The organism is Thermotoga sp. SG1 (genome assembly GCF_002865985.1).
In the GTDB taxonomy this organism is placed as follows: domain Bacteria; phylum Thermotogota; class Thermotogae; order Thermotogales; family Thermotogaceae; genus Thermotoga.
This window is the reverse complement of sequence record NZ_LNDD01000004.1, coordinates 335956-354379: the sequence shown is the minus strand read 5'-3', so window position 1 is coordinate 354379 and position 18424 is coordinate 335956. Positions and strand designations below refer to the sequence as shown.

The following is an 18424-nucleotide window of genomic DNA, read 5'->3' as shown; positions in this document are numbered from 1 at the left end:
GAGGGAAATTGGAAAAACGTGTGGGATGTCTTTGAAAGTTTCGTGAAGGAGTACGAGGGATGGTTTTTAAAACACAAATTCGCCTATCTTTCTGAGCTCAGAGCGGTAAAGACCCTTCTTCCAGAGGGAAAGGGAGTGGAAATAGGTGTTGGCACAGGAAGATTTGCAGCTCCTTTGAAAATAAAGATCGGTGTGGAACCTTCAAAGCGCATGGGAGAGATTGCAAGAAGAAGGGGAATACTGGTGATGGAAGGAACAGCAGAGAATTTGCCTTTGAAGGATGAAAGCTTCGATTTTGCCCTGATGGTTACCACGATCTGCTTTGTGGACGATCCGCTGAAGGCCCTTCAGGAAACAAAAAGGATGATCAAAAAGGGTGGTTACATCCTTGTTGGGATTGTGGACAGAGAAAGCTTTCTGGGAAGAGAGTACGAAAAAAAGAAAGAAAAAAGCCTCTTCTACAAACGTGCAAGATTCTTCTCCACTGAAGAGATAGTGCACCTGATGAAGAAAGCAGGTTTCGAGGATTTCAGGATGGTTCAAACCCTTTTCAAACATCCCTCAAAACTCACCGATGTTGAGCCTGTCAGGGAAGGGCACGGCGAAGGGGCTTTTGTGGTGATCAGAGGAAAGAGGGGCTGATATCAACCTTCTTCCAGGATCTTCCTTTTCCTCTTTTCGTATTCTTCGTCGTCTATCTCTCCTTTCGCATATCTTTCTGCCAGTATCTCCAGTGCCCTTGATTTCGAAGACTTTTGGCTTGGTCCCTCTCCCAGAAGTCTGAAGAGCCACACGACGAAAACGACTGCCAGAACCAGGAAGACCAGCATGAAGATGAAACCGATCCATCCTCCCCATCCAAACCATCCTGGTCCCATCATCATATCGTGCCAGTCCCACTCCTCGCCGGTGTGGGCCAGAAGAAATTCATACATGTTCTCACCCTCCTTTATGCTTTCAACAATCTAGCGTTTATTGCCACTATAACGGTACTCAAACTCATCAACAACGCTCCTATCGCTGGACTGAGAAGTATACCGTAACTGTACAGAACGCCGGCCGCAAGGGGAATCGCAAAAGCATTGTATCCGGTTGCCCATGCCAGATTCTGAACCATTTTTCTGTAAGTAACCTTTGCAAGATGTATTGCAGATGTAACGTCTCTGGGATCACTCCTGACAAGAACGATATCAGCACTTTCTATTGCCACATCTGTTCCTGCACCGATTGCGATTCCTACGTTGGCTTGTATTAGCGCTGGTGCGTCGTTTATACCATCTCCTACCATAGCCACGATGTAACCTTCTCTCTGGAGTTCTTGGATCTTCTCCGATTTTTGATGGGGAAGCACTTCCGCAAAGAATCCATCAAGTTTTAGCTCTTCTGCAACCCATTTCGCCACTTTCGCGTTATCTCCTGTCAGCATATACGTTTTGATGCCCATTTCATGCAGTCTTCTCACAGCTTCTTGTGATTCCGGTCTGATTTTGTCTGCAAGAGCAATTGCCCCAACTACTTTTTTGTCAACAACAAGGAATACAACGGTTTTTCCCTGTTCAAGAATGGCGTTGATCCTTTCGTCTTCAACCCATATACCGTTTTCTCTGAGAAAACCCGGACTCACAACCATCACTTCTTTTCCTTCTAGAAATCCCTGAACACCCTTTCCAGGAAATACCTTTGATTCCTTCACTTCCAGTATCTTCGCATTGATTTCTCTTGCTTTTTCAACGATACCCTGGGCTATCGGATGGGAGGATTGACTCTCCAGACTGGCAGCATAACTGAGTATTTTTTCCTCGTCCAGATCCATTAAGGGAACAACGTTGCTCACTTCAAATCTACCTTCTGTGAGCGTCCCTGTTTTGTCGAAAACAACAACCTGAATATCCTTTGCTCTTTCGAAAGCTTCGCGGTTTCTGATCAGTATACCCTTTTTTGCCGAAAGGGCGGTCGATACAGCAACAACCAGAGGTACTGCGAGTCCAAGAGCGTGCGGACAGGTGATCACCATCACCGTGACCATCCTTTCAAGGGCAAAGACGAAAGGTTTACCAAGAGTCAGCCAGGTGATCAAGGTGGTACTGCCAGCACCTATGGCGATCAACGTCAGCCAGAATGCTGCTTTGTTAGCGAGATCCTGAGTCCTTGATCTTGTTTCTTGTGCCTGTTTTACTAGCTCGACTACCTGCATGAGGTAAGTATCCTTCCCAGTTCTTTCTATCTTTACTTTGATGGCACCTTCAAGATTTATAGATCCACCTATGACCTCATCTCCGACTTTCTTGTGAACAGGTTTGGATTCCCCTGTGAGCATCGCTTCGTTTACACTGGTTTCTCCTTCTATCACAACTCCATCGGATGGTATCTTCTCGCCGGGTTTCACAAGAACTACATCCTCTTTCTTCAATTCACTGACTGAGATGTCCCTTACACCTTCTGAAGTAACAAGGTGTGCCTCTGTAGGCATGAGTTTTACAAGTTCTTCCAGGGCTCGTGAAGCACCGAGTACAGATCTCATTTCTATGTAGTGTCCAAGGAGCATGATATCGATCAGGGTGGCGAGTTCCCAATAGAAGGTTTTACCGGTCAGTCCGAAGGTGACAGCGACACTATAGGAGAAGGCAACCGTGATAGCAAGCGCTATCAATGTCATCATGCCGGGAAGTTTCTTTTTCAGCTCATCAACAAGGCCTTTTAAAAACGGCCATCCACCGTAGAAGTAAACAAAGGATGAAAGCACGAAGAGAACATAACGGTCACCTGGAAACGATATGCTGAAGTTGAAGAAGCTCTGTATGAGGGGAGCAAGAAACAGAATGGGCACTGTAAGAATGAGTGAAACGATGAATCTTTTCTTGAAGTCTTTCATCATTATTTTGTGGTGTTCTTCGTGGGAATGGCCGTGATGGGCATGAATTTTGTGGGTGCGTTTTTCTTGATCCTCATGAACGTGATGCCCATGGTTCTCGTGTATCGAGTGATGAACATGATGGTCTGTGGGAGGGCGTTTTTCATTCTTCATGATTCCACCCCTCTTAAACAGATTCGAGTGCTTCCTTCAGAGCGTTCTCAACCTCTTTTGCCACGTCGAGTAGTTCTCTGTTTTCAGTGATGCTCATGGCTTTTGTTGGAGAAAGAAGATCGATGTGAGTCTTCTGATCCTTCACGTACACAGTGATGTTACAGGGAAGAAAAACGGCGCTGTCTGGATCTATTGCTATGAGCCTGCTTGAAAAGCGAGGATTACACGCTCCAATAATCACTTGAGAAGGAATCTCAAGGCCAAGTTTTTCTCTGAAAAGCCTGTCAACCCTTATCTCACTAATTACACCAAAACCCTTCGACTTCAACCGCTCTTTTACAATTTCCACTGCTCTGTCGAAAGGCAAATCCAATTCTTTCGAATAAAGATATTTTTCTTGTTTTTCTTGTTTATACATGACAATCGCCTCCTTGTGTTCCAGTATATCACAAGATATTCTTTAAATCAAGTTATATCTAATTGCAAATCAAACAATGAAAACCCCACCTTCTACGAGGAGGGGAGAAATTTCATTCGTATGGAGGTGATCAAAGCAAAATGATCACTGCCAGAAACTCCAGATTCTCGTCTCCTGTGTTTTCTATGGAGTGCGATTCACCTGAATCTGTAAAACACACGTCTCCTGCCTTCACAGGGATATCTTTTCCGTTGTCATGGAACATTCCTTCTCCGGAGAGGATGTAGTAGATTTCGAACTCTCCTTCGTGCTTGTGAAGTCCCACCGAAGATCCAGGAGGAAGTTTCATTCTGGCAAAGAGTCTTGCTTTGTTGTGCATAGTCTCCTTGGAGAGAAGATGCACCATCTCTACTTCTCCTTTACCGCCCCGCATGTTTGATATCCTTTCGGGGGTGAGTTCAGAAGCTCTCACAATCATGCCTGTTCCCTCCTTCATCGATCTTTCTGATTTTGAGTATATCACACATCACTATTTGAGAAGGCCGGTTTTTCCCTCAAAAAATGTTTATGCGAGTTTTCCTTTCGTTAACCACGTTACGCACAACATGTGGTATTATGTTCTCAAACTATACAACAAATGGAGGTGAAAGAAGTTGAAGGTGTACGCATTCGGTTTTCCGAAGATAGGAGAAAAAAGAGAATTCAAAAAAGCCCTAGAAAATTTCTGGAAGGGAAAGATCACAGAAGAAGAGCTCAAAGAGGAGATGAACAGACTTAGAATGTACATGGTAGAAAACTACAGAGCGAACGTGGATGTAATACCCTCAAACGAACTTTCCTACTACGATTTTGTTCTCGACACTGCCATAATGGTGGGGGTAATTCCTGAGCGGTTTGGAAAGTATGAAGGTCTTTCAACCTATTTTGAGATGGCACGTGGAAGTAAAGCGCTCGAGATGACGAAATACTTCAACACGAACTACCATTACCTCGTTCCTGAAATAGAGAATGAGAATTTCCAACTCTTCGAAAACAAACCCTTAGAAGATTATCTTTTCTTCAAGTCAAAGGGAATAGAAACGTCACCGAGAATCTTGGGACCGTTCTCTTTCGTTTATCTTTCCAAAAAAAGCGGTGAATGGATCAGAAAACCAAAGGACATAGAAAGAATTCTTGGAAAACTCCTTCCCGTTTACAAACAAATCCTCATTGAGCTGATGGAGAGTGGTTGTAGAGAGATTCTTGTGGATGAACCCGCTTTTGTTTGTGATCTTCAGAAAGACCACTGGCTTGTAATAGAGAATACATACGAAGAACTTTCGATTTTTCCTCTGACACTTTTCGTTTATTACGACAGTATCTCTGATTACAAGTCCTATGTGTCACTTCCTGTGGGAAGACTCCATCTTGATTTTGTTTCAAACACAGAAAATCTCAGAAACTTCGAAAAGTTCGGTTTTCCCAGCGATAAGGAATTGATAGCCGGTGTCATAAACGGTCGTCAGCCCTGGAGGGCAAACCTCAAAAAAGTAGTAGAGCTTTTAGACAAACTCGGTGCAAGTGCTATCTCAAATTCCTGCCCTCTCTTTCATCTTCCCATAACCGTGGAACTGGAAAACAACCTTCCAGAAGGTCTGAAAGAAAAACTTGCCTTTGCGAAAGAAAAACTCGAAGAGTTGAAAATGATCAAGGAATTCTTCGAAGGAGAAAGTCAGGATCTTCCAGAAGTTAGTTTTGAAAACTTCGCCGTCAACCACGATGTTTCTGAGAGAATAAAGAGTTTCTCCCCAGATGTCTTCAAAAGAGAGAAAGAATATCCGGAGCGTGAGAGAATTCAAGGAGAAAAGCTGAGACTACCTCTTTTTCCAACGACAACGATCGGGTCTTTCCCCCAGACCGTCGAAGTGAGAAAGATGAGAACAAAGTACAAAAAGGGAGAGATTTCCAAAGAAGAATACGAATCTTTCATAAAAGAGCAGATAAGAAAGGCGGTGGAACTCCAGGAGGAGATAGGACTCGATGTTCTGGTGCATGGTGAGTTCGAAAGAAGTGACATGGTGGAGTTCTTTGCAGAGAAACTGGACGGGATCGCCACTACCCAGAACGGATGGGTTCTTTCCTACGGTTCGAGGTGTTACCGTCCTCCTATCATATACGGCACCGTGACAAGGCCAGAACCCATGTCTTTGAAAGAGGTACTCTACGCACAATCTTTGACAGAAAAACCCGTCAAAGGAATGCTTACAGGTCCTATCACCATCATGAGCTGGAGCTATTACAGAGAAGACATTCCGGAGAAAGAGATAGCCTACCAGATCGCCCTTGCGATAAACGAAGAAGTGAAAGACTTGGAGAAAGCCGGGATAAAGATCATCCAGATCGATGAACCTGCGTTCAGGGAAAAAGCACCCATCAAAAAGAGCAAATGGCCAGAATATTTCGAATGGGCAATAAACGCCTTCAACCTGGCTGCGAACGCAAAGGCAGAAACTCAGATCCACGCTCACATGTGCTACTCCGATTTCAACGAGATAATAGAGTACATCCACAGACTGGAGTTCGATGTAATAAGCATCGAAGCTTCAAGGAGCAAAGGAGAGATCGTTTCTGCCTTCGAAAACTTCAGAGGCTGGAAGAAACAAATCGGCGTTGGTGTTTGGGATATTCACTCCCCTAGTATTCCCTCTGTCGATGAAATGAGGAGTATAATAGAGAGGGTGCTCATGTTTCTTCCAAAAGAGCTGATATGGATAAATCCCGATTGTGGCCTGAAGACAAGAAACTGGGAAGAAGTGATACCCTCACTAAAGAACATGGTGGCACTTGCAAGGGAACTGAGAAAGGTGTATAATGAAAATTGAAAAGAGAAAGAAAAAACCTACTTGACAAACCAAAGCGGCGTATGGTATAATATACATTGGCCGACCAAAAATAGGAGGGGAAAATTCCCCTCCTTTGTTTTTTATTCTAGTTTCACAAACTCACTGTTTACTTCCAGTATCTCTTCGAGAAGATCTTTTGCGTCTTCCACATCCGGCCCCAGAGGATGAGAAAGTAAGGCCTTCAAAGCTAGTTTCTTTGATCTTCTCAGGTACGCCTCTATTGTGAGACGCTCGTACATCTTCAAAGCGTGAACGAAAGAGAGAGCAAAGAGATCTCCTTCTCCTTGAGAGAGGGTGTGAACCCTTCCGGATCTCACGTAAGATGGAACCTCAAGGACGTAATCGTCTGGGAGGTTTGTGATCGATCCGTTGTTTTTCGTGTTCACGATGTGGATCCTGCCTTCGTCCTTTTCAAGATCCCTTATCAAATGTGCTGCCGCTGTGGAGTACATACTTCCTCCACGTTTTGAGAGTTCCTCTGGTATCTCAGCGGCGGTCTTGTACTTTTCTAGAAGCTGCTCTTCTATCTTCATGACCTCCCTCGATCTGAGTTCGTGGGAAGTGATCTTTTTGAACATCTTCTTTTCCATCAGGTAGTATCTCAAATATGGATTCACAAGGAGTCTTACAGAGTCGTAGAACCACGTCGGGAAATCTTCGGCTGGTATGTTAGAAAGTCTCAATTTCAAATTCTCAAAGACCTTCTCTGTCACGTCTTTTCCTCTCACGTAGACCTTCTCTATGAAACTCAGGTGATTCAAGCCATAGTACTTGAGAAAGACATCGTTGAGATTTACGGAGAACATCTCTGCGATCTCACGGATGAAGTTTATGGGAACGTTGCAAAGACCTATGAACTTTTCATAACTAAGATAGTTCCTGACGAACTCAGTGATATGACCAGAAGGATTGGTGAAGTTTATTATGGTGGCACTCGAGACCTTTCTCACAATTTCGATGTATTCTTCCACAACAGGAAAAGCCCTCAGAGCTGCTGAGAATCCTCCCACCCCTGTTGTTTCCTGTCCAATGAGGCCATATTTCAGTGGTATGCTCTCGTCTTTTTCTCTTCCCTTCAGTCCTCCTGGTCTGAACTGGAAGATCACGTACTTTGCGTCTACCACCGCACTTTCAAAAGAATCACTGATCAGCACCTTGAATCTATCTTTTACAAGTCTTTTCACGAAGTCAACGACGATTTTCTGTTTTTCTTCATTGATGTCGTAGAAGATCACTTCGTCAATCTCGACATCACTGGAGATGTCCAAAAGCCCCTTTATCAGCTCCGGAGTGTAACTGCTTCCTCCTCCTATCACTGCGATCCTCATTCCTTCACCTCCTTCAGATAGTTCCTCACCAGTCTGTTGTAGAGCTCTTCCGTTACTTGTATTCCTGAACGCTCGATGGCAAAGAGTACCGCCCCGATCACCGGATCGTGTTCTGGGATGGTGATTTTATAATCCTTTCCAACGGCACTTTCTATCATCTTTATGAGAAGAGATGGAGCGTTTTTGAAAAAACTTCCCTCCAAGATCAACCTGATAGGTGGTGTGAGGTTCAGAACTTTCACGTGTGCATCCACGATCTTTCTCACCTCGGTGACGATCTCCTGGAATATCCTGAGAGAAACAGCATCCCCATTTTCAGCACATCTGAAAAGAATCTGATTCACTTTCTTGACCACCTCGGTGGTGTCTCCTCCTTCGTAGTCGTATCTCAGGAGTGTTTCAACTGGTCCGATCTCTTTTTCCACCTCTTCAATTAACATCGTCCACTCGTCTCTTCCATCTTTTGCTCTCATCACGGCGGAAGTCACAAGGGAAGCGATGTAGTGGGAGCCGAGCCTTTCACCGAGGGAGAAAGAAAGCCCTCCGATTCTGTTCACCTTTTTTCCGTCGGAGGCGTACGAAATGCTACCCGTTCCACAACTCACCATGATGCCTTTATCGTCGAAAGAACCGGATCTCAGTGCGATCCTTCCATCGTTGTCAAAATCGAACCTCTCAAGGCCAAGCCTCTCCAGTATATCTCTTACGATCTTCATCTCGTACTCGAAATCCGCTCCAGCGTAGCCAAAGAAGGCAAAGGCTATATCTTTTCTGTCTTTTCCTACCTTCTTCAGAACAACGTCTATCACTTCCTTCAGGTTTTTTATGGCATTCTCTTTCCCAACAACTTGGTAATTTGCTCCTCTTCCCTTGTGAACGGCAAGGATGTTCCCTTCTTCGTCACTCAGAACCGCGAGCGTCTTTGTTCCCCCCACATCGCATCCGAGAAAGATCAACTTTCTCACCTCCCAATCATAGTATAATCGTTTCGGGGTGGAAAACGTGAAGGGATTTCTCTTTGTTCTGCTTTTTGCTCTTTCCACGTGTGCGATGAGTGGAGCCTTTGTGGGTTTTTCCATCGATTTTTCCGGAAAAACTTCAATGGCCCTCGGTGTGGACAACGGATGGTTCACAGCGGGAGTGGAATTGTGGAATGTTTCAGATTTCTCTTTCTTTGTCGGTGCTCTGAGGAACGTAGATCTGAAGGATTTCACACTCACTCTGGAAACAAGGGTGGGACTTTCCATAAAACCCTACTTTGGCTTTATCACGTTTTTCTGGAAAAGATACGGCAACACGAAATGGGGATTCGGCTACACGATACTCTTTAGAGATTCTCAGCTCAGTCTTCCTTTGTTCATCAGATTGGGGTGGTAAAGAATGGATCATCTCGAATCTCTTGATTTTCCAAAGGTAGTCGATCTTGTCAAAAGATACACACTCTCAGATCTAGGAAAAAGACATCTCGATACCTTAAGACCAACTGTGAACCCATGGAGCGAACTGGATCTAGTGGAGGAACTTTTAAACTATCTCACAAGGTGGGGAGAACCTTCCATAAAAGGGTTAAATGACATCACGTCGGAGATGGAAAAATTGAAAGCAGGATCTTCCTTGGAGCCCTGGGAGCTTCTGCGTGTTTCCAGCTTTCTTGAGGGATGCGACCTTTTGAAAAGTGATCTTACAAGACGCGAGTATCAGAAACTGAAAGAGACGTTCTCACAGCTTGTGTCTTTTGAAGAATTCGTGAAGGAAGTGAACAGGTGCATAGAGCAGGATGGAGAGGTCTCTGACAGGGCAAGTCCGAGGTTGAAGGAGATAAGAAACGAAAAGAGGAGTCTTTCGTCGGAGATCAGAAGAAGAGCAGACGAATTCGTGAAGAATCACTCTCAGATCCTCCAGGAGCAGATGTACGTCTACCGGGATGGAAGGTACCTCTTTCCTGTGAAGGTCTCCATGAAAAGATCGGTGAAGGGGATCGTCCATCATCTTTCCTCCTCTGGGGCCACCGTTTTTATGGAGCCTGAAGAGTTCGTCGAACTGAACAACAGGATGCGTCTTCTGGAAGAGGAAGAAAGACTGGAAATCAGTCGAATTCTTCGCCATCTCACGAACATGCTCCTTCAAAGACTGAAAGATCTCGAAAAGAACGTAGATCTGATCGCCCGCTTCGATTCTCTTTACGCACGGGCAAAGTTTGCAAGGGAAAACAGAGGCATTGTTGTGAAGCCCTCTTCGAGAATGAAACTGGTGAACGCGAGACATCCGCTGATACCAGCAGACAGGGTCGTTCCGATAAACCTGGAACTTCCACCGAACAAAAAAGGTGTCATCATCACCGGCCCGAACATGGGTGGAAAAACCGTCACCGTGAAAACGGTGGGACTCTTCACCGCACTCATGATGAGTGGTTTTCCACTCCTTTGTGACGAAGGAACGGAGTTGAAGATCTTCCCAAAGATAATGGCAGATATTGGAGAGGAGCAGAGTATAGAACAGAGCCTCAGTACATTCTCTTCACACATGAAACGAATCGTTGAGATCGTCAAAAGCGCTGACAGTGATTCTTTGGTCATTCTCGACGAACTTGGATCAGGAACGGATCCGGTGGAAGGTGCCGCCCTTGCCGTTGCGATAATAGAAGATCTGCTGGAGAAAGGTGCAACCCTTTTTGTGACGACCCATCTCACACCCGTGAAGGTCTTCGCGATGAACCATCCACTTCTTCTGAACGCTTCTATGGAGTTCGATCCAGAAACTCTCTCGCCAACCTATAGAGTCCTTGTCGGTGTTCCGGGAGGGTCCCACGCGTTCCAGATAGCAGAAAAGCTGGGCCTTGAAAAACGCATAATTGAAAACGCCAAATCCAGGCTTTCCCAGGAAGAAATGGAACTTGAAGCTCTCATAAGATCACTCCATGAAAAGATCTCTCTGCTCGAAGAGGAAAAGAGAAAGTTCCAGAAGGAGAAAGAGGAGTACATGAAACTCAGGGCAAAATACGAAGAGGACTACAAAAAACTCAGAAGAATGAAAATCGAAGAGTTCGACAGAGAACTGAAGGAACTCAACGACTACATCAGAAAGGTCAAAAAAGAGCTCGATCAGGCAATACACGTGGCAAAATCCGGGAGTGTTGAAGAAATGAGAGAAACCGTGAAGACCCTGGAGAAAGAGAGGGAAGATCTGAAGAGAAAAACCATCGAAGAGGAGGCAGAAGAAGAGATCAACGTAGGAGATCACGTGAGAATGGAGGGAGGAACCTCCATTGGAAAAGTAGTGGAAATCAAGGGAAACACCGCTCTTGTTGACTTCGGCTTTTTGAGAGTGAAAGTACCACTTGGAAAGCTCAAGAAAGCAAAGAAAAAAGAGGAGGAAGACGCAGAAAAGGGCACTCATTTTGTTTCTTCCTTCAGAACGGAGATAGATATACGAGGCATGACCGTTGAAGAGGCAGAACCCGTTGTGAAAAAGTTCATCGACGATCTGGTTATGAACGGCATCAAAAAAGGCTATATAATCCACGGGAAAGGAACAGGAAAACTGGCAATGGGTGTCTGGGGGATGCTCAGGAAAGACAAGAGGGTAGTCTCTTTCAGGTTCGGCACACCATCGGAAGGGGGAACGGGTGTCACGGTTGTGGAGGTGGAAGTGTGATCTTTGCTCTGGATGTCGGGACGCGCAAGATAGCGGGATTGCTTGCAATTGAGGAAAGAGGTTTGATCAGAATCGTTGACTCTGAACTCATGGAGCACAAAAGCCGCACGATGTTCGATGGTCAGGTGCACGATGTGATAGGCGTTGCAGAAATCGTCGAAGAAGTGAAGCGAAGACTCGAGGAGAGAAACGAGTTAAAACTCGAGGAAGTGGCGGTTGCACTTGCAGGAAGGTTCTTGAAGACAAAGATCGGTGAAGCAGAGAAAGACCTTTCGAAGGTGGGACACATCACAAGAGAAGACGTGATGAAACTGGAGATAGAGGCTGTCAGCAACGCACAGAGCGATGTGGAGGAGGAGTTCTTCTGTGTCGGGTACTCCGTTGTGGAGTACAGATTGGACGACATGTGGATGAAGAGACTGGAGGGTCACAGAGGTGGAAAGGCTTATGTGAAGGTTGTTTCTGCGTTTCTTCCCGTGCACGTTGTGGATTCTCTGATGAGAGTTCTGGAAACGGTGAAACTCACACCGGTACACGTAACACTGGAACCCATTGCCGCCATGGACCTCGCCGTACCGGAGGATTTGAGGTACCTGAACATCGCCCTTGTCGATGTCGGAGCAGGAACGAGCGATATCGCCATATCGAGAGAAGGTACCGTTGTAGCGTACGGAATGATTCCACTCGCAGGAGACGAGATCACAGAAGCCATAGGAAAGAGTTTCCTGCTGGACTTTCAAACGGCAGAGTACGTTAAGCGAAGTGTTTTCACGTCAGGAAAAGTGAAAGTGAAAAACGTTCTCGACAGAGAGATCGAGCTTTCAAGAGAAGATGTTGAGTCTGCCATAAAACCCACTGTTGATCAGATCACGTCTGAAATTTCCTCTACTGTGATGGAACTCAACGGAGAGCCACCCTCCGTTGTGATGGTGGTTGGGGGTGGAGCGAAAGTACCAGGTTTTGTGGAAGCGCTAGCCGAAAAGCTGAACCTGCCGCTAGACAGGGTTTCTTTGAAGAGTGTGGAAAACACGGGCGTTGTGGAGGACATTACGGGAAAGGTCAGAGGAAGTGAGTACATCACACCTGTCGGTATAGCGTACAGTGCTATAAGAAACAAGGGATCTGTCTTCTCTCAGGTCGTTGTGAATGGAATCCCTGTGAGACTCATAGGAGCTGTTGGGAAGTACTCTGTTATGCAAGTACTCATACAGGCAGGCTACAGGTTCTCTTCTCTTGTGGGAGGAGACACGATCTCCGTCGTTGTGAACGGGAAAACCATTTTGAGACCAAGAAGAAGAACTTCTGTGAGGGTCCTCGTGAACGGAGAAGAGGCCAGTCTTTCCTCAAAAGTGAAACACGGAGACAGAATCGATGTCCAAATCGAGGAAAAGACCGTTCCTCTCAGAATAAAAGACGTCGCAAAGCCTGTAAGGGTGACGCTTCCATCCGGAGAGATCGAAGAGATTTACCCGAAGATCCTGAAAAACAACTCTCCAGCATCTCCAGAGGAACAGCTGAGCGAAGAAGACGTTGTCAGTTTTCCAGAGAAAATGAAGGTGAAGGAGATCAGAGAGAAACTGTCCTACGGTAAGTTAACGATCTTCATCAACGGAGAAGAAAAGAGAGTCTGCGTTGTGGATTTCGACCTTTTGAAAGAAGATCGGGCTTTGAAGGACGACGAAGAAGTTCCCCTTGGAAGTGAACTCGTCGTGATAGAAAAAGGAAAAAAATCTCTTGAAGAGGCACTGGAAGTTCCCTACATCACGGTCAGTTTCAACGGTGTTTTGAAAAAAATCCCTCTGAAGATCATCCAACGAACCGGTGAATCAGTGGAGATGAAGGACTTCAAACCGATGGTGATAGATCTTTTGAAAGACGTGAAACTGGATGGTTTTAAAGATTACGAACTTCTCAGGAACGGAAAAAAGGCGATGTTCACAGATTTCCTCGAAGATGGTGACGTGATCGAGTTCAGAATAAAAAAGTGAGGGGGCCGGCCCCCTCAGATGATAGCCTTCTCCGTTTCTTTATCGAAGGCATGCATTCGCGTCATGTCGAACACAAGGTCGATCTTCTGCTCTTCCTTTGCCTGTGTTCTCGGGTTAACGGATGCCGTGATGATGTCGTCCCCCACCCTCACGTGGAGTATCGTTTCACTTCCAAGAGGTTCCACCACATCCACGATTCCCGTTACCGTGTTCTCCGGTGTTGGAGCGAGTGCAAACAGTTTGTCGTAGATGTCTTCTGGCCTGATACCGAAGATGATTTCTTTGTCTATGTAGTTTGCGAGTTTGTCTTCGAACTCCTTGGGTACTTTCACCTTAAAACCGGATGCCTGTATCCAGAGACCACCTTCTCCTCTCACGACTCTTGCATTGATGAAGTTCATTGGAGGGCTTCCGATGAAACCGGCAACGAAGACATTCGCAGGGTTGTTGTATATCTCATGGGGGGTACCGATCTGCTGGATCTCTCCGTCCTTCATGACGACGATCTTGTCCGCCATCGTCATCGCTTCGACCTGGTCGTGAGTCACGTAGACGATCGTTGCCTGAAGCCTGTGGTGGAGTTTCTTGAGTTCGCTTCTCATCTGAACCCTGAGTTTTGCGTCGAGGTTGGAGAGAGGTTCGTCAAACAGGAAGACCTTTGGATTTCTCACGATCGCTCTTCCAACCGCGACCCTCTGTCTCTGACCACCGGAAAGCTGTCTTGGTTTTCTGTCAAGCAGATTCTCAATTCCGAGTATCTTTGCAGCTTCTTTCACTCTTCTGTCGATCTCATCTTTGGGGTATTTTCTCAGCTTCAAACCGAAGGCCATGTTCTCGTAAACGGTCATGTGCGGATACAGAGCGTAGTTCTGAAACACCATTGCAATGTCTCTGTCTTTCGGTTCAACGTCGTTCACGACTTTTCCATCGATGTAGATCTTTCCTTCGGTGATCTCTTCGAGCCCGGCGATCATTCTGAGAGTGGTCGTCTTTCCACAGCCGGAGGGTCCAAGGAGAACCACGAACTCTTTGTCCTCGACGACCAAGTTCGCGTTCTTCACGGCGACAACTTTGTTGTCGTAGATCTTGGTGACGTTTTCAAGCACAACCTGAGCCATCCTCACACCTCCTGAGAGTCGTTGAATTCAAAGTATTTTTTGAGTTCAAGATACTTCTCCACGTTACCAATGTCCAGAAGGTAGGTGTCCAGTATCTCTTCAAGGAACTCCATCAACTTCCTGTACTTTTCGTAATCGATCACCGCAACGGCCGGGATCCCGTTTTTTGTCACGACCACGTCTTTTCCTTTTGTTTCTTCAACAACCTGGGAAAACTTCGCCTTTGCTTCCGCCAGACTGTAAAAGGACACCCCACTCAGATTCATCTTCCCACTCCTTGACCAAAATTATAGTCAAGTTTACAAAAAATTACAAACACCGTTTTGGATAAAAAAACGGGGATATCCATGATTATCCCCGTTTATGAAGAAATATGATGTTTTTTCTCAAAATTTCACGTTGAAGTAAAACCTGCCTGTGTTGAAAACAAAAGTTAGATCGGTATCTCCTTTTCTGACACGCCCCATGAATCCAAAGGCAACTTCATCTTTGGAGGCCGCAACGAGGAGTTTCAGGTCGACTCCGTTGATGGGCCTGAAGTTGAAACCTGCCCCACCGGACAGTTTCCAGTTAAGGCCTCCTACTCCTAAAAAGACCACGTTATCTGGATCAGACAGACCAAAAAGGAACGTGTTGTTCAAAGCCCTGTAGGCAAAGGAGGTGCTTCCCATGGAGAGGTGCCCACTGCAGAACATGACGGTGTCTTCGGACATGTACGAGAAGTTGTCGAGGGAAAACCTGTAACCACCGAGTTTCATGTTGTAGTTTTGCTCAAGAAGGGCATATCCCCCGAACCTTCCTATGAGGAATTCGTAGTGGAGACTTCCGGGAAATGGAACGAGATCTCTCTGGTCGATGGAAAAAAAGACGTTCCAGGTGTTTCCGAAGGAAATACTGACTTTCAGCACCGCCTCCGAGGTTTTCACCTTCAAAAAGCCAAGTTTTTGGAAATTTGCCTCACTCTTTGTGACGGACACTCCAACACCCCATCCATCCTTGAAAGCCTCAAAAAAGAGTGTATCACCGAATCTGATGTGGTATCCCCCAGAAAACCACGTGAAGGAAGCAGAAAACAGGACTCCCCCCACGGTCAGAAGGAAAAGAAGGAAAAGATACTTTTTCAAAGTATCACTCCCCCTCCAGAAGCTTCTGGATGATTCTGTTGGTGAGTTCTGGATTTGCCTTTCCTTTTGTTTCTCTCATCACGAAGCCAACGAAGAATCCCGCTGCTTTCTTCTTGCCTGCCTTATAGTCTTGAACCGCCTTTGGATTTTGTTCCATAGCTTTTCTCACCAGATCTTCTATGAGCTTTTCGTCGTTTATCTGAACAAGACCCTTTTCTTCTACGATCTGAGAGGGCATCTTTCCCGTCTCGAAAACTTCCGGGAAAATCTCTTTTGCGATCTTTATGGAGATCTTTCCTTCGCCCATCAACCTGAAGAGATCTGCAAAGTGCTGCGGAGTCAATTTTGACTCTGTGATTTCGATATTTCTCTCGTTGAGCTCTCTCAGAACTTCTGTCATGATCCAGTTGCTGAGCTCTTTTGGTCTGTTCACCACCTTCACACACTCTTCGAAGAACTCCGCAAGTTCCTTGCTTGCTGTAAGGACCTTCGCATCGTACTCCGGAAGGCCGTACTCTCTCATGAAGCGATTTGCTTTCTCGTCTGGAAGTTCAGGAAGCTCTTTTTTCACCTCTTCGAGATATTCATCGCTCAGGACAACGGGTGGAATATCGGGCTCCGGGAAGTACCTGTAGTCACTCTCTTCTTCCTTCCCCCTCATGGAAACGGTGGTCTTTGTTGCCATGTCCCATCCCCTTGTTTCTCTTTCCACATCCTCTCCTCTTTCCATGGCTTTGACAATCCTTTCGAACTCGTACTCCAAGGCTTTTTCTACGAATCTGAAGGAGTTCATGTTCTTCACTTCCACCCTGTTGCTCTGTCTTCCCGTTTCTGCGTCCACAACGGAGATGTTCGCATCGCACCTGAGTGCACCCTTTTCCATGTCGCCCGTGCTCACACCCAGGTATCTCACGATCGATCTCAGTTTCTCCATGAAAATACGTGCTTCTTTTGGAGAGGAAATGTCTGGCTCTGTAACGATCTCGATGAGGGGCACACCGCATCTGTTCATGTCGACGAGGGAATAACTCGCACGTGTAATAGAATCTCCTTCGTGCACGAGTTTTCCCGTGTCCTCTTCTATGTGAAGCCTTCTTATTCTGATCTTCTTTCTTCCCTCGTCGCCGTCTATTTCGAGGTAGCCTTCCGTTGCGATCGGATAGAAGTACTGGCTGATCTGATATCCCTTCGGGAGGTCCGGATAGAAGTAGTTCTTCCTGTCAAACCTTGAATACTTGTGTATCTTGCAGTTCAGGGCAAGGGCAGTCTTTACAGCGAACCTGATCATTTCTTCACTGGGAACAGGGAGTGCTCCTGGCTGGCCCGTACAGACAGGACAGATCGCCGTGTTCGGGGGAAGATCGAAAACATCCGCCGGGCAGGAACAGAACGCTTTGGTCTTCGTTGAGAGTTGAACGTGTATCTCAAGACCTATGACCGGTCTGTATCTCATGCTTTCACCTCCGGAAGAGGGAACATACCGTTTTCGTTGTAGGGAGAGTTCTTTTCAATGGCTCTTGCTATTCTGAAGACCTTTCCGTCTGCGAATCTTTTTCCGATCACCTGGACTCCCACGGGGAGGTTGTTTGAGAACCCAAACGGCACGCTGATCGCGGGAAGTCCGGCAAGGTTTGCCGGTATGGTGAATATGTCCATCAGGTAGTAGGTGAGCGGGTCTTTTATCTCCCCGATTTTGAACGCGGTAACGGGAGAGGTGGGAGTGAGGATCGCATCGTATCGGGAGAGAACCTCGTTGAGTTCGTCTGAGATCTTTCTTCTCACCTTCATCGCCTTGTTGAAGTAAGCTTCGTAGTAAGCAGCACTGAGTGTGAAGGTTCCTATCATGATTCTTCTTCTCACTTCTTCGCCGAAGCCCACGTTTCTTGTCTTCATGTACATCTCTCTGAGACCTTTTTCTTTCATTCTAAGGCCATATTTTACACCGTCGAATCTGGCAAGGTTTGAGCTTGCCTCGGCTGGAGCGATAACGTAGTAGGTGGCAACAGAGTACTTGATGTGTGGTATCTTCACCTTTTCCACCTTTGCACCGAGCTTTTCAAGAAGTTTCAGAGCTTCATCGAACCTTTCCGCTACTCCCTCTTCTATATCGTGTTCAAAGATCTCCTCCGGCACGGCAAATTTCATTCCGGAAACTCCCTCTTCTATCTCAGAGAGAAAATCTACCTTTCTTTTCACCGTCGTGGCATCGTTTTCGTCCTGTCCTGAGATGATCTCCATGAGGATCGCAGCATCCCTCACCGTTTTTGTGATGGGACCGATCTGATCCAAAGAACTTGCAAACGCCACAAGGCCGTACCTGGAGACAAGGCCATAGGTGGGTTTGTACCCAACGACGCCACACAGGGAAGCAGGCTGTCTCACAGAGCCTCCCGTGTCGCTTCCGAGTGCTGCCACCACCATTCCGGCAGCAACTGCGGCGGCTGATCCCCCACTGCTTCCGCCAGGAACTCTTTCCAGATCCCAAGGGTTTCTTGTGGGAAAGAACGCGGATCTTTCGGTGCTCGAGCCCATAGCAAATTCATCGAGATTTGTCTTTCCAACTGTAACAAAGCCTGCTTCTTTCAATTTCTTCACCACCGTGGCATCAAAGACAGATTCGTAGTTTTCAAGGATTTTCGAAGCGCAGGTTGTTCTCATTCCGAGTGTGAGGATGTTGTCCTTGATTGCAACCGGAATTCCCCAGAATTTTCCTCTTTTTTCAACGGAGACATTCTCTTTGACGGAGATGAACGCCTTCACGTGTGGGTCGAGTTTTCTGATGGTTTCAAGGGAAAGTTGTGGAAGTTTTTCTCTTCCTTCTTCAGAAAGTTTCAGACACTCCTCTATTGTGAGTCTTCTGAAATCCAAATCGATCACCTCCTTCTGT

At 46.2% G+C, this 18424-nt stretch carries 16 protein-coding genes; 5 read left to right on the top strand and 11 right to left on the bottom strand.

Annotated elements, in window-relative coordinates; all coding sequences use genetic code 11:
• Positions 1-18: 18 nt before the first annotated feature.
• Positions 19-642, top strand: a complete 624-nt coding sequence (locus AS006_RS07180; RefSeq protein ID WP_101513661.1) for a class I SAM-dependent methyltransferase — start codon at positions 19-21, stop codon at positions 640-642.
• A gap of 2 nt (positions 643-644) precedes the next feature.
• On the opposite strand, the gene AS006_RS07175 is transcribed toward AS006_RS07180, so the two are convergent.
• The 4 genes from AS006_RS07175 to AS006_RS07160 all read right to left on the bottom strand — a co-directional run bounded on the left by AS006_RS07175 (position 645) and on the right by AS006_RS07160 (position 3921).
• Complete coding sequence (locus AS006_RS07175; protein WP_233185681.1) at positions 645-935, bottom strand: SHOCT domain-containing protein; 291 nt, start codon at positions 933-935, stop codon at positions 645-647.
• 14 nt (positions 936-949) lie between these two features.
• Positions 950-3025, bottom strand: coding sequence for a heavy metal translocating P-type ATPase (locus AS006_RS07170; RefSeq protein WP_101513660.1), 2076 nt, complete (start codon positions 3023-3025; stop codon positions 950-952).
• Between the two features lie 13 nt (positions 3026-3038).
• Entirely contained in the window at positions 3039-3443 is a 405-nt protein-coding gene (locus AS006_RS07165) for a DUF302 domain-containing protein (RefSeq protein ID WP_101513659.1), read from the bottom strand.
• A 130-nt stretch (positions 3444-3573) separates the two neighbouring features.
• Positions 3574-3921, bottom strand: a complete 348-nt coding sequence (locus tag AS006_RS07160; RefSeq protein WP_199167483.1) for a cupin domain-containing protein — start codon at positions 3919-3921, stop codon at positions 3574-3576.
• Positions 3922-4102: 181 nt separating this feature from the next.
• Between AS006_RS07160 and metE the strand changes: the two genes are divergently transcribed.
• Entirely contained in the window at positions 4103-6304 is a 2202-nt protein-coding gene (gene metE / locus AS006_RS07155; protein ID WP_233185692.1) for a 5-methyltetrahydropteroyltriglutamate--homocysteine S-methyltransferase, read from the top strand.
• 101 nt (positions 6305-6405) lie between these two features.
• On the opposite strand, the gene AS006_RS07150 is transcribed toward metE, so the two are convergent.
• Together AS006_RS07150 and AS006_RS07145 are read right to left on the bottom strand one after the other, a co-directional pair.
• Positions 6406-7653, bottom strand: coding sequence for a 6-phospho-beta-glucosidase (locus AS006_RS07150; RefSeq protein ID WP_101513657.1), 1248 nt, complete (start codon positions 7651-7653; stop codon positions 6406-6408).
• A complete protein-coding gene (locus AS006_RS07145; protein WP_199167481.1) occupies positions 7650-8609 on the bottom strand; it encodes an N-acetylglucosamine kinase in 960 nt (319 codons plus the stop codon). The genes AS006_RS07150 and AS006_RS07145 overlap by 4 nt, the downstream gene beginning before the upstream one ends.
• Before the next feature lie 46 nt (positions 8610-8655).
• On the opposite strand from AS006_RS07145, the gene AS006_RS07140 reads away from it, so the two are divergent.
• From AS006_RS07140 to AS006_RS07130, 3 genes are read left to right on the top strand one after another with little or no spacing between them, the layout of a single operon-like run.
• Positions 8656-9030, top strand: coding sequence for a hypothetical protein (locus tag AS006_RS07140; RefSeq protein ID WP_233185680.1), 375 nt, complete (start codon positions 8656-8658; stop codon positions 9028-9030).
• A 3-nt stretch (positions 9031-9033) separates the two neighbouring features.
• Entirely contained in the window at positions 9034-11307 is a 2274-nt protein-coding gene (mutS2, locus tag AS006_RS07135; protein ID WP_101513654.1) for an endonuclease MutS2, read from the top strand.
• Entirely contained in the window at positions 11304-13295 is a 1992-nt protein-coding gene (locus AS006_RS07130; protein WP_101513653.1) for a cell division protein FtsA, read from the top strand. The genes mutS2 and AS006_RS07130 overlap by 4 nt, the downstream gene beginning before the upstream one ends.
• 14 nt (positions 13296-13309) lie before the next feature.
• Here AS006_RS07130 and AS006_RS07125 read toward each other — a convergent pair whose 3' ends face one another.
• The 5 genes from AS006_RS07125 to gatA all read right to left on the bottom strand — a co-directional run bounded on the left by AS006_RS07125 (position 13310) and on the right by gatA (position 18405).
• The gene (locus tag AS006_RS07125) at positions 13310-14413 is read right to left on the bottom strand and encodes an ABC transporter ATP-binding protein (RefSeq protein ID WP_199167479.1); all 1104 of its coding nucleotides are present in this window, start codon (positions 14411-14413) and stop codon (positions 13310-13312) included.
• A 2-nt stretch (positions 14414-14415) separates the two neighbouring features.
• The gene (locus AS006_RS07120) at positions 14416-14679 is read right to left on the bottom strand and encodes a type II toxin-antitoxin system Phd/YefM family antitoxin (RefSeq protein ID WP_101513651.1); all 264 of its coding nucleotides are present in this window, start codon (positions 14677-14679) and stop codon (positions 14416-14418) included.
• Between the two features lie 120 nt (positions 14680-14799).
• On the bottom strand, positions 14800-15537 hold the full coding sequence (locus AS006_RS07115; RefSeq protein ID WP_101513650.1) for a hypothetical protein: 738 nt from the start codon (positions 15535-15537) through the stop codon (positions 14800-14802).
• Between the two features lie 4 nt (positions 15538-15541).
• Positions 15542-16990, bottom strand: coding sequence for an Asp-tRNA(Asn)/Glu-tRNA(Gln) amidotransferase subunit GatB (gene gatB, locus AS006_RS07110; protein ID WP_101513649.1), 1449 nt, complete (start codon positions 16988-16990; stop codon positions 15542-15544).
• Positions 16987-18405 (bottom strand): Asp-tRNA(Asn)/Glu-tRNA(Gln) amidotransferase subunit GatA, encoded by a 1419-nt coding sequence (gene gatA / locus AS006_RS07105; RefSeq protein WP_199167477.1) that lies wholly within the window; start codon positions 18403-18405, stop codon positions 16987-16989. The genes gatB and gatA overlap by 4 nt, the downstream gene beginning before the upstream one ends.
• Positions 18406-18424: the final 19 nt, after the last annotated feature.